Consider the following 15974-nt stretch of genomic DNA (forward strand, 5'->3'; position numbering starts at 1 on the left):
TCCCGGGAACCGGCGCCGGGGCCTCCGGATCGGGTTGCCCGTCCGATCACCCACGGATGCCCGCGGACCCTCCTATTCGGGCGAACCAGCAGTCGAACTCGTCGAACCGGGTCGATCGAGCAGATCGGGCAGCCGACGTCACGAGAGGTGTTCCCTTTTGCGCGCTCTTGGGCGATAGTGGTCGAAGCTGTGTTTTACAACGTTGTAAACCTTCTCGTGGAGGTCCGATGCGCGGGCGGCTGTCCTGGAAACGCACCCGGTCGGCGATGACCTGGGTGGCCGCGCTGAGCCTGGCCGCGCAGCTCGCCCTCAGCGGCGTCAGCGGCGTCGGCGGCGTCGCGGAAGCGACCGGGGACTCCTCGGGCCGGCCGACACCAGGCGCGGGGACCCACTTCCTCGACCACGCCGCCGCCCTCGCCGGGTACTCGGATCCCGCCTGGTACGAAGCGAACATCCCGTTCGTGGACCTGCCCGACGCCACCATGCAGAGCGTCTACTACTACCGCTGGCGCGTCTACAAAGAGCACCTGCGCTACACGAACCCCACCGACGGCTGGATCTCGACGGAGTTCCTCGACTGCTGCGGGTACGCCGCGCCCTACCAGGCGATCGACGCCGCCGCCGGGCACCAGCTGACCGAGGGGCGCTGGCTGCGCGATCCGGCCTACGGCCAGGACTACCTCAAGTTCTGGCTCACCGGCCCCGGCGCGGGCCCCAAGCCCGCCACCGACGACGTCAACGCCGACACGACCGACTGGGCGCACGAGTACAGCGTCTGGCTGGCCAGCTCGGCCTACGGCCAGGCCCAGGTCACCGGGGACTTCGCGCCGTTGCGTCAGCTGCTCCCGGCGCTCGTGCGCCAGTACCGCGGCTGGGACAAGCAGTTCAACCCCGGCCTCGGCCTCTACTGGTCGGTGCCGGTCTGGGACGCCATGGAGTTCTCCGCCTCCTCCTACGAATCCGCCGAGCCCTACCACGGCGGCGCCGGCTACCGGCCGACGCTCAACTCCTACCAGTACGGCGACGCCGTCGCGATCAGCCGCATCGCGGACTCGGTCGGCGACCACAAGCTCGCCGCCGAGTACGCCCAGCGCGCCACGCGGGTGCAGGCTGCGATGCAGAAGTGGCTGTGGGACCCGGAACGCGGCTTCTACTACGCCATGGCCCGCGACGACAACCCGGGCCACCGCCTGTCCGGCAGCCGCGAGCAGATCGGCTACCTCCCCTGGACGTTCGGCGCCGCCGGCCCGGCCGACACCACGGCGTGGTCCCAGCTGCTCGACCCCCAGGGGTTCGCGAGCGCCTACGGCCCGACCACGGCCGAGCGCCGCAGCCCGTTCTTCATGAAGGACGCCGGTTCGTGCTGCCGCTGGGACGGACCGAGCTGGCCCTTCGCCACCTCCCAGACCCTGACCGGCCTCGCCAACCTGCTGGACGACCACCCGGCCCAGCGCACGGTGTCCAAAGAGGACTACGCCGCCGCGCTGGCCGGCTACGCCCGGACCCAGACCAGGAACGGCGAGCCCTACGTCGCCGAGGCGCACGACCCGGACCGGGACGCGTGGATCTACGACGGGCAGAACCACAGCGAGGACTACAACCACTCCACCTACACCGACCTGGTGCTGTCCGGGCTGCTCGGCCTGCGCCCGCAGTCCGGCGACACCCTCGAGGTCAAGCCGCTCACCCCGGCCGGCTGGGACCACTTCGCCGCCGAAAACGTGCCCTACCACGGACACAACGTCAGCGTGCTGTGGGACCGCGACGGCCAGCACTACGGCCAGGGCGCCGGGATGCGCCTCTACGTCGACGGAAAGCTCGTCCAGCGCTCCGCGACGCTGCGCGACACCACCATCGACGTCGGGCGCACTGTGGTGCCCCAGCGGAACGATCTCGTCAACGACGCCGCCAACCCGCTGCGCACCGGCTACCCGCGGCCGATCACCTCCTACACCTGGCCGAACGACAACGCGTGGAACGCGCTCGACGGCAAGGTCTTCTACAGCGAGGTGCCCGAGAACACCCGGTGGACCAACTACGGTTCACCGAACCCGAGCGACTTCTACGGCGTCGACTTCGGTGCGCCCACGCCGGTCGGCGACATCCGCTGGAGCGGGTACGACGACGGCGGCGGCGTCCGACCGGCCGCGGCCTACAGCCTGCAGTACTGGACCGGCTCGGCCTGGCAGGACGTCCCCGGCCAGGTCCGCGCGCCGGCGAGCCCGGTGGGCAACGGCGTCAACCGCGTCACCTTCCCCACGCTCACCACGAGCAAGGTCCGGCTGGTGTTCACCAACCCGCCGGGCGCGTTCGTCGGCGTCACGGAGCTGCAGTCCTGGACGCCGTCGAGCCCGGACGCGCGGATCACCGTCGGGCCGGCCAACGCCAACGGCGTGGTCATCGTCGGCCGGAGCACCCCGCTGACCGTGACGGTGCGCAACACGACGTCGAGCCCGCTGATCTCACCGCGAGTGAGCCTCGCCGTGCCGGCCGGCTGGGCGGTCACGCCGGCCGGACGGCCCGCCGCCGCGATCCCGCCCGGGCAGTCCCGGACGTCGACGTTCACCCTGACGGCACCACCGGACGCCGAACCGGGCAGTGCGGCGACGCTGACCGCGACCGCGTCCTACCGCGGGCCCGGCGGCCGGACGGAAACCACGCACCAGCGCCAGAACCTGCAGATCCCCCACCCGGCCGGGCAGCACGATCCGGTCGGCGCGTGGAGCCTCGACGAGGGCAGCGGCACCGTCGCCCACGACAGCGCGGGCGGCCACGACGCCGCCCTGACCGGCGCGCCCGCGTGGGTCCCCGGCGTGACCGGCACCGCCCTGCAGCTGGACGGCTCGAGCCAGTACGGGCAGACGGGCGGGCCGGTGCTGGACACCACCGGGAACTACTCGGTCAGCGCGTGGGTCCGGCTGGACCGCACGGGATCGTGGGCCACCGCCGTCAGCCAGGACGGCGACCCGAGCAGCGGTTTCTACCTCCAGTACTCCGCGGCCGACGACCGGCTGGCCTTCTCGACCAGCGCGGGCCGGGCCCTGGCGGACGTCGCCCCGCAGCCGGGCCGCTGGTACCGGCTGGTCGGCGTGCACGACGCCGACGCGGGCACCTACGTGCTCTACGTCGACGGCGTGGCGCAGGCCAAGACCTGGAGCCAGGCGACCGGGGACGCGTCGCCCGGCCCGCTGGCCATCGGCCGCGCCGTCTCCGGCGGGCAGCACAGCGACCTGTGGCCGGGCAGCGTCGACGACGTCGAAGTGTGGAACCGGGTCCTGACCGCGGCCGACGTCACCGGCGGGGCGAACCTCAGGCGTCCGGCGCCAGCGGGGCCGTGAGTTCGAGCTGGATGCCGTCGGGATCGGTGATCGACAGCACCGCGATGCCGAACGGCGCCAGCTCGGCGAGTTCGCCGTGCTCGTGCCCGCCGGCGGCGCAGCGGTCGCGGATCTCGGCCAGCTCGGCACGGCCGCCGACCGAGAAGCTGACGTGGTCGAGGCCGACGCGCAGCGGGTCGAACCGGTCGCCGGCCCGGCGGCGCGGGTCGTCGCAGGGCCGGAGCCCGAGCTGCAGCTGCCCGTTGGTCAGCACGATCCCGCCCTGCAGGTTGTGGACCATCAGCCAGTGGTCCGGATCGTCCTGGGGCGGCACGGTGTCCACCGCCACCGAGAAGCCCAGCACGCGGGTGTAGAACTCCCGCGCGCGGGCGACGTCGGTGACGGTAAGCCGGATGTGGTGGACCGCGCCGGCCGCCGCCGTCACGCGGCGCCCCGGGCCAGGAACGCCAGCAGCGCGTCGTTGAACTCCTGGGCGTGGGAGGCGTTGATCGCGTGCGGGCCGCCCTTGATCACGACCAGTTCACTGTCCTCGAGGGACTCCGCCGAACGCTTGCCGCTGACCTCGAAGGGCACGATCGCGTCCGCGTCACCGTGGATCACCAGGGTGGGCACGCCGATCTTGGCGATGTCGGCGCGGAAGTCCGTGCGGCCGAACGCCGCGATGCAGTCGAGGGTGCCCTTCGGCGACGCGAACGCCGCGATCTCCTGGGCGTACGCGCGCTGGTCCTCGCTCACGAGCAGCGTGCCATTGGCACTGAAGAAGTCCGTGGTGAACTGCTTCAGGAACGCCAGGCGGTCGCCGCGGACGCCGGCTTCGAACTGGCCGATCGTCGCGTCGTCGAGACCGCCGTCCGGGTTGTCGTCGCTCTGGTAAAGGTAAGGCGGGACGGCCGCCGCGAGCACGGCCTTGGCGACCCGGCCGGCCCCGTGGGTGGCGAGGTGGCGGACGACCTCGCCGCCGCCCATCGAGAAGCCGACCAGCGTGACCTCACGCAGGTCCAGGTGGGTGAGCAGGGTTTCGAGGTCGGCGGCGAAGGTGTCGTAGTCGTAGCCGCCCCACGGCTGTGAGGACCGGCCGAAACCGCGCCGGTCGTAGGTGATGACGCGATAACCCGCGTCGACGAGCGCCGGCACCTGCGCCTCCCAGGAGCGGCCGCTGAGCGGCCAGCCGTGGATCAGCACGACCGGTTTCCCGGTGCCGTGGTCCTCGTAGTACAGGTTGATCGGCGCGGAGTTCTCGTGGCCGACGGTCACGCTGGGCATCTGTCCTCCCGACGGTAGAAATTACCTCGTCCACAATTCGAGTGCCCGCAACTCATCTGCCTCAAACACCGCGAGCACCGTTGGTCGTTCGGGGCGGGGCCCGCACCGGATTGGCGTCAGCAGTCGTCCTTCGCCACGTCGCGGACGACGAGCAGGCCGGCGAGACCGGTGCCGTGCACCTCGGAGGGCAGGTTGCCGGGCGCGCCTTCCAGCTGGTTCGCCTCGCGGGCTGGTGCCGGCCGCCAGGACGGCCGAGGTGACCACCCAGGTCGCCGGGTCCTGCCCCGTGAACGGCTGGAACTGGTCCTGCACAGCGGAGACGAACCCGACACCGGGGCCGAGCACGGTCACCATGGCGCCGAAACCGGTCCCCTACCGGGGCTCCCGTCAGCCGATCACGAAGACGTCGGACACCGCCGTGAACGGCTCGTTGCGGCCCGCCGGGTCCTTCGCGTCGCCGTGGTAGCGGATGCGGTGCGGACCGGTCGCGCCGGGTGGGATGTCCCAGGTGATCCGCACGACCGGGCCGGTGCTCTTGCCCCTCGACCAGTGGAACTTCGTGGACCAGTCGCCGTCGTCGGCGATCGTGTGCCAGGCTCCGTCCACTTCGGACTCGACCGTCAGGTACGTGCGGCCGCGGCGGAGGTCGTTGTTCGGGTTGGCGGCCACGAAACTGACGCTAGCCTGCTCGCCGGGGTGGTAGCTCGGCGCGGGCTGGGTCAGGACCCGGCCGGGCGACGGGCCGTCCGCGGTCTCGTCTTCGGCGGGCCGGATCCGGCCGGAGTGGTCGGGTTCCGGCGTGCCCCGCTCCACCGGCGTCCCGTCGCGCAGGGCGACGGCCAGCCTCGCCGCGGTCTGCCGCAGGGCGTCGAGCTGCCAGCGCCCGAACAGCGTGCTGCCGCCCTCGTACCGCTGGGCCTCGTACTCCTCCGGCGTGGTCACGTAGTGGAAGTAGCCGTTGCTGTAGCCGGCGACCAGCACGTTCTCGAGCTCGGCGCCCACGAGCTCGGCCACCGTGCGGCGCAACCGCAGGCCGGCCACGATCGTGACCTCGCCGGGGATCCCGATCAGGTACAGCGGGCCGACACGCAGCAGCTGCACCGGGAACCGGGTGGCGATGAACGGGCGCAGCCGGTTGAGCAAGCGGCCCGGCAGCGTCATTCCCTTGGGGGCCTGGGCATCCCGCAGTCCGGGCGCGAGCCGGTACAGCACCGCGGACAGCGCGTCCCAGAAGGGGTTGCGCTGCTGGCGGAACCCGGCGAAGCCCTTGCCTTCGTCGGTGCCGGCCAGCGCCGCGGCGCCGCCGATCGGGCCGCGGGTCCGGTGGGCGCGCCCGTCACCGCAGAACTCCGCCGAGACGGCCGTCGCGGACAGGTCGACGTGGGTCAGCCGGTGGTCCACCCCGCCGCGCACCGGGACACCGGGTTGCTTCAGCAGCGAGGCCGCGGCCGCGTACTGGCGCAGGCCGATGATCCGGGTGTTCTCGAACTCGTCGCCGGTCGGGCCGCTGCCGGGCCGCCCACCGACGTTGGGCGACATGTCCCCCGCGTTGGTCTGCGCGAACGCGGCGACGAAGCCCGGCGGCTCCGGCGCGAGGTAGTCGCCGCCCTCGACCTCGCGTTCCCAGTGCAGCGCCGCGTATCCCTTGTTGTCCGAGCTGATCAGCAGGTTCCGGTTGGTCATGCTGGTGCCGTGGGTGGCGAACCAGTTGATCACCCCGACGACCCGGCCGGCCCGCTCGACGCGCAGCACCGTCGTCTGCGGGTCGACGCCGTCGGGGAAGAACTCCCGGTCCGCCCGCGGGTTGCGGTCGAACGCCACGCGCGACCGGTTGGTGCTGGCGTCGCGGAGTTCCCCGTGCGCCAGCGTCAGGTCGGCGGGTGCGAGGTCGGCGTGCGCCCGCTCGACGGCTGCGGTGATGCCGTCGACGATCGCGGCGAACGTCTTGGGGTGGAACCCGTTGGACAGGTTGTAGAGGTGGTGGTGCCCGTAGCCGCCGGGGCCGCAGTGCGTGTGGGTCACGGTGATCATGACGTTGGACTCGGTGTACCGGCCGTCCAGGCGGGCCAGCACCGCGCGGTGCACGCTCGGGAACATCAGCGGCAGGTCGCAGACGATCAGCAGCACCCGGCGCACGCCGTCGTCGATGACGAAGGCCCGCGCGCGCAGTCGCGTATGGAGCCCGGCGCTGCGCTGCCAGGACTTGCCGTAGCCCATCAGTTCGCAGCCGGCGGCCTCGCCGGTGATGTCGGCGATCCCGCGGCCGACCAGGAAGTCCCTGTCCGTCAACGGCTGTCCCCTCCCGGTGGCTGCGCGGTCGCCCGCCTCGCTCCGGACGGTACTGTGCCCTGGTGACCGAGCCAGGACCGGATCGCGCCCTCAAGGGGCTGCGCAAGGAACCCCAGCAGGCCCGCAGCCGCGCGCGGGTGCGGGCGATCGTCGCCGCGGCCGACCGGATCCTGGCCGGCGAAGGCGTCGAGGCGCTGACCATCCGCCGGATCGCCGACGGCGCCGGCGTGCCGACCGGCACGGTCTACCAGTTCTTCGAGGACAAGGCCGCCGTGTTGTCGGCGCTGGCGCAGCACTACATGGACAGCTTCGGCGAGACCATGGCCGAGGCGGTCGAAGCGGCCTCCCGCGCGCCGCTGGCGGACCTGGTCGACATCGTCTTCGACCGGTTCGTCGAGCGGTACCGGCAGAACCCGGGTTACGTCGCGATCTGGACGGGCCGCCACCTCAGCCCCGAGCTGCTGCGCGCCGACGACGCGAACAACGACCTGCTGGCCGAGAGCATCCGGCGGATCCTGCTCGCGCGCTCGGACGTCGTCGACGGACCGCCGCTCGCGCTCGCCTGCCGGGCCGCCGTCCGGGTGGCGGACGCCTTGCTGCAGCTGGCGTTCCGGATCGACCCCCACGGCGATCAGGACACTTTGGACGAGGCCAAGCGCCTTGATCGGCTCTACGTCGACGAGATCGTCACCAGCCCCCGCTTCCGCTAGCACCCCGCTCACCGCTGGGGTCCGGCGGCCAGCGCCTGGTAGATGAGGCCGGCCTCGGCCTGCATCCCGGCCAGGACCGGGTGGTAGGCGACGGCTTTGACCAGGTTCGTGTATTGGCCGTTGACCCAGGCGGCGCTGCCCGCGCACGCGTCGTGGCCCAGCGACGGGCCGTAGGTGTCGACGTAGGTCGCGCCGGTCTTCTTCGCGGCCTTGGCCAGGGCGGCGTTGAGGGTGCGCTCCACGCCGTCGAACCAGCGGTAGTCGCCGTCGGCGAAGGGGATCTGGTCCGGGCAGTACCCGCTCGGCGGGACCAGCCGCGGGTAGCCCACCAGGACGATCTTGGCGCCGGGCGACAGCGCGCGGGCCCCCTTGACGACCTTCTCCAGGTTCCGTTCGGTGCCGGTGATCGCCGCGGTGAGGGTCTCGACGCCGTCGACGGTGAAGTGCTCCCGGCACGGCGAGCCGGTCGGGTCGGCGGCACGCAGGCCGGGGCAGATGTAGATCATCGACCCGAACACGCTGGCGTCGTTGCCGCCGATCCCGATGGTCACCAGGTCGGTGTCCGGGGTCAGGGCGTCGAACTGCGGGTATTCGTAGGTGATCGGCGCGTCTTCGCTGGGCACGGTCTGCTGCCGCGTCATGTTCGTGGTGTCCGCCGAGGAACAGCTCACGTCGGTGAACGCGCCCGGGGTGGCGTAGATGCCGAGCCGGGTGGCCAGCCACGACGGGTAGTTGTTGTTCGACCGGAAGCACCAGCTCGCCGACTGCCACGGGATCAGCGGCCCGGCGGTGTAGGAGTCGCCCAGCGCGACGTAGTGGCGGAACGCCGGAGCCGGCGCGGCGCTCGCCACCCCCGCACCGGTCACGGTGGCCACCGCCAGCGCGGCGGCGAGGACGATCCGGGACACCTTCATGGGCACCTCGTTACCTCGGAGTCGGAGCGAAGGTAACTGTGAATCACGTTCATGTTTTCGTCAAGCCGGCCTGCCCCGGGCGTCCTCCGGCGGGATCGACGGCGCCCGGGGAAGATTTCTCCGGGGCCGTGTCGATTCCCGGGTCGCCCGTTCGACCAGGGGGCGTGAGGCCGGCAGGCGGCCTGACCGGAACGAGGAGCACACGATGTCGAAGTACATGCTGATCATGCGGGGCACCGACGAGTCCAACGCGGCCATGATGGCCGACATCGACCGGGAGATGGCCGCGACCCGGGAGTACATCGAGGACCTGCTCAAGGCCGGGGTGCTGCTCGCGGCCGAAGGCCTCGACGACCCGGCCCGGGGTGTCGTGGTCGCCTTCGGCGGCGAGAAGCCGGTGGTCACCGACGGGCCCTACGGGGAGACCAGGGAACTGTTCGGCGGCTACTTCCTGCTCGACGTCTCCTCCCAGGAAGAGGCCGTCGAATGGGCCACGCGGATGCCGGCCGTGGCCGGGTCGAAGATCGAGGTCCGCCGGGTCGCCGGCGACGACGAGGTCCCGCGCGGCAGCGAGGCGGCCGGGGCCGAGAGCGCCGGTCGCGACTGATGGGACCGGCCGACGTCGAGGCCGTGTGGCGGATCGAGTCGGCGCGGATCGTGGCCGCGCTGACCCGGTTCACCGGCGACTTCGGGCTCGCCGAGGACGCCGCCCAGGAGGCGGTGGCCGAGGCGCTGGTGTCCTGGCCCCAGGCCGCGCCGGCCAGCCCGGTCGGCTGGCTGATGGCCACGGCCCGGCGGCGGGCCATCGACACGATCCGCCGCCGGGCCGCCCTGCGGGACCGCTACGCCCTGCTCGCGACCGACGACGAGGTGGCCGAGGTGGCCGTCGACGACACCGACCCCGACCGGATCGACGACGACGTCCTGAAGCTGATGTTCATCAGCTGCCACCCGGTCCTCTCCCCCGAGGCCCGGGTGGCGCTGACCCTGCGCGTGGTCGGCGGCCTGTCCAGCGAGGAGATCGCCCGCGCGTTCCTGGTGTCCGTGCCGACCGTGCAGGCCCGCATCACCCGCGGCAAGAAGACGATCGCGGCGGCCGGGGTGCCGTTCGAGCTGCCGCCGGCCGCCGAACGCAAGCAGCGGCTGGGCGGCGTGCTCAGCGTCCTCTACGTGATCTTCTCCGAGGGCTCGACGGCCACCTCGGGTGACCGGCTGGTGCGCCCCGACGTCGCGTACGAGGCGATCCGGCTGGCCCGCACGCTGGCCGCGCTGCAGCCGGCCGAGCCGGAGGTGCACGGCCTGCTCGCGTTGTTCGAGCTGACGGCCGCGCGCTTCCCGGCCCGGACCGCCCCGGACGGCGCGCCGATCCTGCTCGAGGACCAGGACCGGCGGCGGTGGGACTTCTCGGCGATCCGCCGTGGGCTGGCCGCGCTGGCCCAGGCGTCACCGCGCGGGCTCGGCCCCTACGGTCTGCAGGCCGCGATCGCCGCCGTCCACGCGTCGGCGCCGTCGGTGGCGGAGACGGACTGGGACCGGATCGTGCTGCTCTACGAGGCGCTGGGCCGGGTCGCGCCCTCACCGGTGGTCGAGCTCAACCGGGCCGTCGCCGTGGCCATGGCGTCGGGTCCCGCGGCGGGTCTGGCCATTGTGGACGAGCTGGTCGTCACCGACCGGCTCCCGGGTTCGCACCTGGTCCCGACCGTGCGCGGTGAGCTGCTGACCCGGCTCGGCCGGCGGCCGGAGGCGCGGGCCGAGCTGGAGCTGGCGGCCCGGCTGTGCACCAACGAGCGGGAACGCTCGGTGCTGCTGGGCAAGGCGGCCGCGCTGGGCTGACCCGGTCGAAGATTGCGATTCCTCGTGACCGGGCCGTCCCGGCCGGGCCGTGGGCGGCGGATTCACAGAGTTCTCCCAGAAGCACTCAGGAATCGGTCGGATCGGCCGGGCACGCTCGCCGCATGACCACGATCGACGTACGGGGCCTGACCAAGCGGTACGGGCCCGACACCGTGGTGGACGACCTCTCGTTCACCGTCGAACCCGGGCAGGTGACGGGTTTCCTCGGCCCCAACGGCGCCGGCAAGTCCACGACCATGAAGATGATCCTGGGCCTGGCGGCGCCGACCCGGGGCTCGGCCACCATCGGCGGCCGCCGCTACGCCGGCCTCCCCGCGCCGCTCACCGAGGTGGGCGCGCTGCTCGACGCCGGTGCCGTCCACGGCGGCCGGACGGCCCGCGACCACCTGCTGGCCCTCGCGGTCAGCAACGGTCTCCCCCGCCGCCGGGTCGGCGAGGTGCTCGCGCGGACCGGGCTGGAGGACGTCGCCGGCAAGCGGGCCGGCGGGTTCTCCCTCGGCATGCGGCAGCGGCTCGGCATCGCCGCGGCCCTGCTCGGCGACCCGCGGGTGCTGATCTTCGACGAGCCGGTCAACGGCCTCGACCCCGAAGGGATCCGCTGGATCCGGGACTTCATGCGGTCGCTGGCCCGCGACGGCCGGGCGGTGCTGGTGTCCAGCCACCTCATGAGCGAGATGGCGCAGACCGCCGACCACCTGGTCGTCATCGGCCGCGGCAGGCTCATCGCCGACACCGGGGTCGGCGAGCTGATGCGCGCGGGCGGCGCGGGGACCGTGCTCGTCCGCACGCCCGATCCGGGTTTCGCGCACCGGCTCACCGCCGCCGGGGCCACCGTGCGGGACGGGCTCGAGTCCTCGCTCGTCGTCTCCGGCCTGACCAGCGCGGAGATCGGCAAGCTCGCCGCCTACCACGGCGCCGCGCTCAGCGAGCTCACCCCGCAGCGCGCCTCGCTGGAGGACGCCTTCATGGAACTGACCAAGGACAGCGTCGAGTACCAGGGAGTCACCGCATGAGCGCGCTCGCCACGAAAACGACCTTCGGCCACGCCGTGCACGCGGAATGGGTCAAGCTCCGCAGCCTGCGCTCCACCTGGTTCACGCTGGCGACCCTGTTCGTGGTCGGGCTCGGCATCACCGCCCTCACCGCGAACGCCGCCGGGAAGGAGTACGCGAGCGCGACGCTCGCGGACCAGCAGGCGTGGGACCCGGCCGGGCGCAGCCTGATGTCGTACGTCGTCGCCCAACTGGTCCTCGGGGTGCTCGGCATCCTGATCGTCACCGCGGAGTTCGCGACCGGGCTGATGCAGACGTCGCTCATCGCGACGCCGCGCCGGCACCGGACGCTGGCGGCCAAGGTCGTGGTGGCCGCGGCCGTCGCCGCGGTGGCCGGGCAGGCGCTGATGTTCGCCGCTTTCTTCGTCGGACAGGCGGTTTTCGCCCTGCAGGACGCGCCGGACGCGAGCCTCGGCGATCCCGGTGTGCTCTCCGCCGTGACGGGCGGCGGCGTCTACCTGACGGCGATCACGCTGCTCGCGGTCGGTCTCGGCGTGCTCGCGCGAGCCACGGCGGGCGCGTTCGCCACGCTCGTGGGCATCGTCTTCCTGATCCCCGGGATCGCGGGGGCGTTCCCCGGCTGGTTCCAAGGTCTTTTCCGCTACTGGCCGACGCTGGGCGCGGCCGAGGTCCTCAAGACGGTGCCCGATCCCGGGTTCCCGCACCCGTGGCTGAACCTGGGCGGCCTGTGCCTCGGCGTCGCCGCCGTGCTGGCCGTCGCGTTCGCGGTCTTCCGGCGCCGGGACGTCTGATGCGCGACGTCCGCCGGGGCCTGGGCGCGGCGGCCGCCGCCCTGCTCGTGATGGCCGGTGTCGCGCTGGCCGCGCTGCTGCTGCTCGGCGCCGGCCGGTTCGGCGACCTCACGGCGCTGACGGCGACGGTCGTCGCCCTGGCCGTCGGCGGCTCGGCGGACGTCGTCGCGACCCCGGCCGGCGCGCTGCCGATCACCGTGCACGGCGCCGTCGACGTCATGCCGCTGGGTGTCTCCCTGGCGGGCGCGGTGGTGCTCGGCGCGCTGGTGCTGCGGCACGGCCGGGACGGGCTGGCCGTCCGCGCCGCGACGGCGGCCGTCGCCGTTGTGGCGGGACTGACTGCGATCTCGTTTCTGGCACAGGGAAATCTGGCGCTGCGGCTGCCGGGCGGCTCGGGTGGCGGCTCTGTCTGCGGGCCCGCCACGGGAGCGGTCTCGCGGTTCGGCGGCGCGGTCGACGCCGGGTTCTCCGCGGCCGTCCTGCCGACGCTGACGGCCACGGCGGTCTGGGCGCTCGTGGTCGTCGGGGCAGCTGCGCTCGTGGTGCGGTTCCCGGCCGTCGTACCGGGATTACGCGTCGCCGCAACGGTCTTCGGGGTGGTCACCACCGGCGGCGTGCTCGTCGCGTGGGTGTTCGGCGGTGCGGCGACGGCCGGTGCCGTGCTGCTCGTCCTGCCGCAGGCGGTGTCCGGCGCGCTGCTGCTCGGGCTCGGCGTGCCGTGGACCCTGACGTCCGACGGCGTGCTTTCCTGCGCTTTCAACGGGATCGAGCCCGGTGGTGCCTGGATCTGGGTGCCGGTGGTGCTGCTGACGGCCTGCGCCGTCGCCGCCGCCGCGCGAACCGGCACCGGGCGCCCACTGCGTCGCGCCGGGGTGTTCGCCGTGGTGACGGGTGTCGTGCCGGCGGTCGTGGCGCTGCTGTCCCGGGTGTCCGTCGACCTCGACGTCACGGCGTTCGGGCTGTCGATCCCGGTCCTCGACGCGCGGCTGTCGGCGAATCCCCTGCTCGCCTTGGCGGCCGGCGCGGCGGCGGGGTTCGCGAGCGGCCTGCTCGCCGGCGCGATCTCCGTATCCTCGCGGGCATGGAAGCGATGACGCCCGGGCGGCTGCTGGTGGTCGACGACGAAGCCACCGTCCGCGAGCTGCTCTCCGCCGCGCTGCGGTTCGCCGGTTTCGAGGTGACCTCCGCGGCGACGGCGGGCGAGGCCGTCGCCGCGGCCACCGCGCAACCGCCGGACCTGGTGCTGCTCGACGTCATGCTGCCGGACATGGACGGCTTCGAGGTCGTCCGGCAGTTGCGCGAGCGGCACGCACCGGTGCCCGTCCTGTTCCTCACCGCGCGCGACCGCCAGGCCGACAAGGTCACCGGCCTGTCGCTCGGCGCCGACGACTACGTGACGAAACCCTTCGACCTGGCGGAGCTGATCGCGCGGATCCGCGCGATCCTCCGCCGGACCACCGGCCAGCAGGCCGGCGTGCTGACCGTGGGCGCCCTCGCCCTCGACGCCGAAGGGCACCAGCTGACGCGCGAGGGGCGGCCCGTGCGCGTCTCCGCCACCGAGTTCCGGCTGCTGCGCTACCTGATGGAGAACGCCGGGCGCGTGGTGTCGAAGGCGCAGATCCTCGACCGGGTGTGGCGCTACGACTTCGGCGGCGACGCCAGCATCGTCGACACCTACATCTCCTACCTGCGAAGGAAAGTCGACACCGAGGAGCCCAAGCTGATCCACACCGTGCACGGCGTGGGCTACGTGCTGCGGGAGCCCCGGCGGTGAAGCGGCTTTCGCTGCGGGCCAGGCTGTTGCTGCTCACCGCGGGCCTGCTGCTGGCCGGGCTCGCGCTGATCGGCGCGGTCGTCTCCGACCACGTCGAGCGCTACCAGCTCGACCGCCTCGACGGCCAGCTGCGGTCGCTGACCGAGCTGATCTCCCGGGTGCCGGCCGCCGGGCCGCCCGGGCTGAAGAACACGAGCGCCCGCCCCGAACTCCTCGATCCCGCTCTCGACCTGTTCGGCACGCCGTACCTGGTCTACCTGGACGCCGACGGCTCGGTGGCGGGCGGCCTCCACTCCTCCCGGCTCGACGCCGCCGCGCTGCCCGCCCCCGGTGCGCTGCGCACGATCCCGGCCGACGGGTCCGCGGTGGACCTGCCGGCCGCCGACGGCTCGGGACGCTGGCGCGCCGTCGCCCGGCCGACCGTCGGCTGGAACGGGACGGTGCTCGCCGCCGCGCCGCGCACCGAGGCCGACGCCACGATCGCCCAGCTGCGGTCGAGCAGCCTGATCGGCGGGGCCGTGCTGCTCGTCCTGCTGACCGCCGTCGGCTGGTTCGCCCTCGGCCGGGGCCTGCGGCCGCTGCGCCGGATCGAGCACACGGCGGCCGCGATCGCCGAGGGCGACCTCACCCGGCGCGTCCCCGTCCTCGCCTCGCCCGGGACGGAGATCGGGCACCTCGCGGCGTCGCTCAACACCATGCTCGGCCAGCTCGAACGGGCCTTCGCCGACCGGTCCGCGTCCGAGGCCCGGATGCGCGACTTCGTCTCGGACGTCAGCCACGAGCTGCGGACGCCGTTGTTCGGCATCAAGGGCTCCACCGAGCTCTACCGGATGGGCGCGCTGCCCGAGCGGGCCGACGTCGACGAGGTGATGCGCCGCATCGACCGCGACGCCACCCGGCTCACCGCCCTCACCGAGGACCTGCTGCTGCTCGCCCAGCTCGACGAGGCGCCCGAAAGCCAGCTCGACCGGGCGCCGATGGACCTGCGCACCCTCGCCGGCGACGCCCGGCACGACCTGCGTGCCCTCGACCCGTCCCGGCCGGTCGAGCTCACCGGGCCGGGCGGGGCGGGCTTACCCGGCCCCGCGCCGGTGCACGCCGACGAGGCGCGGCTGCGGCAGGTCGTCACCAACCTCGTCGGCAACGCCGCCGCCCACACCCCGCCGGGCACGCCGGTCCGCATCGGCGTCGGCACGGTCGACGGCCGGGCCGTGCTCGAAGTGGCGGACCGGGGCCCGGGCCTGAGCACCACCCAGGCGGGCCGCGTCTTCGACCGCTTCTACCGCGCCGACCGGGCCCGGACCCGCTCGGGCGGCGCCGACGCCGGGCTCGGCCTGGCCATCGCGCGCTCCCTGGCCCGGGCCCACGGCGGCGACGTCGAGCTGGACACCGCGCTGGGCGAAGGGGCGTGCTTCCGGCTCACGCTGTCACGGTCCGAGTGACTGCGGCGTCTCCGGCGGCGGCGTGGCCAGGCTCTGGAAGCACGGCCGCAGCAGGTCGACGATCTGCTCGGGTGACGCGTCCGCGAGGTGCGTGAGGCGCAGCAGGTACCGCTCGGCGACCACGCCGTGGACGATCGCGCTGAGCAGGCTCGCGCGCAGGTCGGCGTCCGGCGTCGGGATCGCCTCGGTGAGCTGGTTGAGCTGCGGCTCGCCGGCGGCCCGGTAGCGATCGGCGGCGTCGGCGTTCGTGAGCATCGAGCGCAGGACCGCCAGGGACGCCGTCGGCTCGTCGGTCAGGCGCCGGCCCAGCGACGTGAGCAGCGCTTCGGCCACCTCGTCCGCCGTGCCACCGGGCAGCTCGTCCGCGGGGATCTCGGAGGCGCGGGCGAAGAGCAGGTCCTTGCTGCCGAAGTAGTGCATGACCAGCCCGCCGTCGACTCCGGCGGCCGCCGCGACGGCCCGGATCGTGGTCCGGTCGTAGCCCAGCTCGGCGAAGATCTTGCGGGCCGCGGCGAGGATGCGCTCCTCGCTCTGGCGGCGTTGCTCCGCCCGGGACGGGCGGGCGCTCGGTTCGGTCACGGGTTCA

At 73.3% G+C, this 15974-nt stretch carries 14 protein-coding genes; 9 read left to right on the top strand and 5 right to left on the bottom strand.

Annotated features, from left to right (window positions below; translation table 11 throughout):
• Positions 1-227: 227 nt before the first annotated feature.
• Positions 228-3338 (top strand): MGH1-like glycoside hydrolase domain-containing protein, encoded by a 3111-nt coding sequence (locus OHS58_RS15095; protein ID WP_328648663.1) that lies wholly within the window; start codon positions 228-230, stop codon positions 3336-3338.
• Here OHS58_RS15095 and OHS58_RS15100 read toward each other — a convergent pair.
• From OHS58_RS15100 to OHS58_RS15110, 3 genes are all read right to left on the bottom strand, one after another.
• Entirely contained in the window at positions 3310-3762 is a 453-nt protein-coding gene (locus OHS58_RS15100) for a VOC family protein (protein ID WP_328648664.1), read from the bottom strand. The two genes, OHS58_RS15095 and OHS58_RS15100, sit on opposite strands and share 29 nt — an antisense overlap.
• Positions 3759-4601, bottom strand: a complete 843-nt coding sequence (locus OHS58_RS15105) for an alpha/beta fold hydrolase (protein ID WP_328648665.1) — start codon at positions 4599-4601, stop codon at positions 3759-3761. Before OHS58_RS15105 ends, OHS58_RS15100 begins: the two co-directional genes overlap by 4 nt.
• Positions 4602-4988: 387 nt before the next feature.
• Positions 4989-6890 (bottom strand): neutral/alkaline non-lysosomal ceramidase N-terminal domain-containing protein, encoded by a 1902-nt coding sequence (locus OHS58_RS15110; RefSeq protein ID WP_328648666.1) that lies wholly within the window; start codon positions 6888-6890, stop codon positions 4989-4991.
• 62 nt (positions 6891-6952) lie between these two features.
• Between OHS58_RS15110 and OHS58_RS15115 the strand changes: the two genes are divergently transcribed.
• Positions 6953-7600 (top strand): TetR/AcrR family transcriptional regulator, encoded by a 648-nt coding sequence (locus tag OHS58_RS15115; protein WP_247051414.1) that lies wholly within the window; start codon positions 6953-6955, stop codon positions 7598-7600.
• A gap of 8 nt (positions 7601-7608) precedes the next feature.
• On the opposite strand, the gene OHS58_RS15120 is transcribed toward OHS58_RS15115, so the two are convergent.
• Positions 7609-8514, bottom strand: coding sequence for an SGNH/GDSL hydrolase family protein (locus OHS58_RS15120; RefSeq protein ID WP_328648667.1), 906 nt, complete (start codon positions 8512-8514; stop codon positions 7609-7611).
• A gap of 205 nt (positions 8515-8719) precedes the next feature.
• Between OHS58_RS15120 and OHS58_RS15125 the strand changes: the two genes are divergently transcribed.
• From OHS58_RS15125 to OHS58_RS15155, 7 genes are all read left to right on the top strand, one after another.
• Positions 8720-9121 (top strand): YciI family protein, encoded by a 402-nt coding sequence (locus OHS58_RS15125; RefSeq protein WP_328648668.1) that lies wholly within the window; start codon positions 8720-8722, stop codon positions 9119-9121.
• Positions 9121-10347: an RNA polymerase sigma factor gene (locus OHS58_RS15130; protein WP_328648669.1), complete on the top strand. Its 1227-nt coding sequence runs from the start codon at positions 9121-9123 to the stop codon at positions 10345-10347. The genes OHS58_RS15125 and OHS58_RS15130 overlap by 1 nt, the downstream gene beginning before the upstream one ends.
• A gap of 122 nt (positions 10348-10469) precedes the next feature.
• On the top strand, positions 10470-11381 hold the full coding sequence (locus OHS58_RS15135) for an ABC transporter ATP-binding protein (protein ID WP_326949231.1): 912 nt from the start codon (positions 10470-10472) through the stop codon (positions 11379-11381).
• Positions 11378-12172, top strand: a complete 795-nt coding sequence (locus tag OHS58_RS15140; protein WP_328648670.1) for an ABC transporter permease — start codon at positions 11378-11380, stop codon at positions 12170-12172. Before OHS58_RS15135 ends, OHS58_RS15140 begins: the two co-directional genes overlap by 4 nt.
• The gene (locus OHS58_RS15145; protein ID WP_328648671.1) at positions 12172-13266 is read left to right on the top strand and encodes a streptophobe family protein; all 1095 of its coding nucleotides are present in this window, start codon (positions 12172-12174) and stop codon (positions 13264-13266) included. The genes OHS58_RS15140 and OHS58_RS15145 overlap by 1 nt, the downstream gene beginning before the upstream one ends.
• Entirely contained in the window at positions 13263-13946 is a 684-nt protein-coding gene (locus tag OHS58_RS15150) for a response regulator transcription factor (RefSeq protein ID WP_328649814.1), read from the top strand. The genes OHS58_RS15145 and OHS58_RS15150 overlap by 4 nt, the downstream gene beginning before the upstream one ends.
• Complete coding sequence (locus OHS58_RS15155; protein WP_328648672.1) at positions 13943-15388, top strand: sensor histidine kinase; 1446 nt, start codon at positions 13943-13945, stop codon at positions 15386-15388. Before OHS58_RS15150 ends, OHS58_RS15155 begins: the two co-directional genes overlap by 4 nt.
• Here the strand turns inward: OHS58_RS15155 and OHS58_RS15160 are convergent.
• Entirely contained in the window at positions 15374-15967 is a 594-nt protein-coding gene (locus OHS58_RS15160) for a TetR/AcrR family transcriptional regulator (RefSeq protein ID WP_328648673.1), read from the bottom strand. The two genes, OHS58_RS15155 and OHS58_RS15160, sit on opposite strands and share 15 nt — an antisense overlap.
• Positions 15968-15974: the final 7 nt, after the last annotated feature.

The organism is Amycolatopsis sp. NBC_00348, from assembly GCF_036114655.1.
Taxonomy (GTDB): domain Bacteria; phylum Actinomycetota; class Actinomycetes; order Mycobacteriales; family Pseudonocardiaceae; genus Amycolatopsis.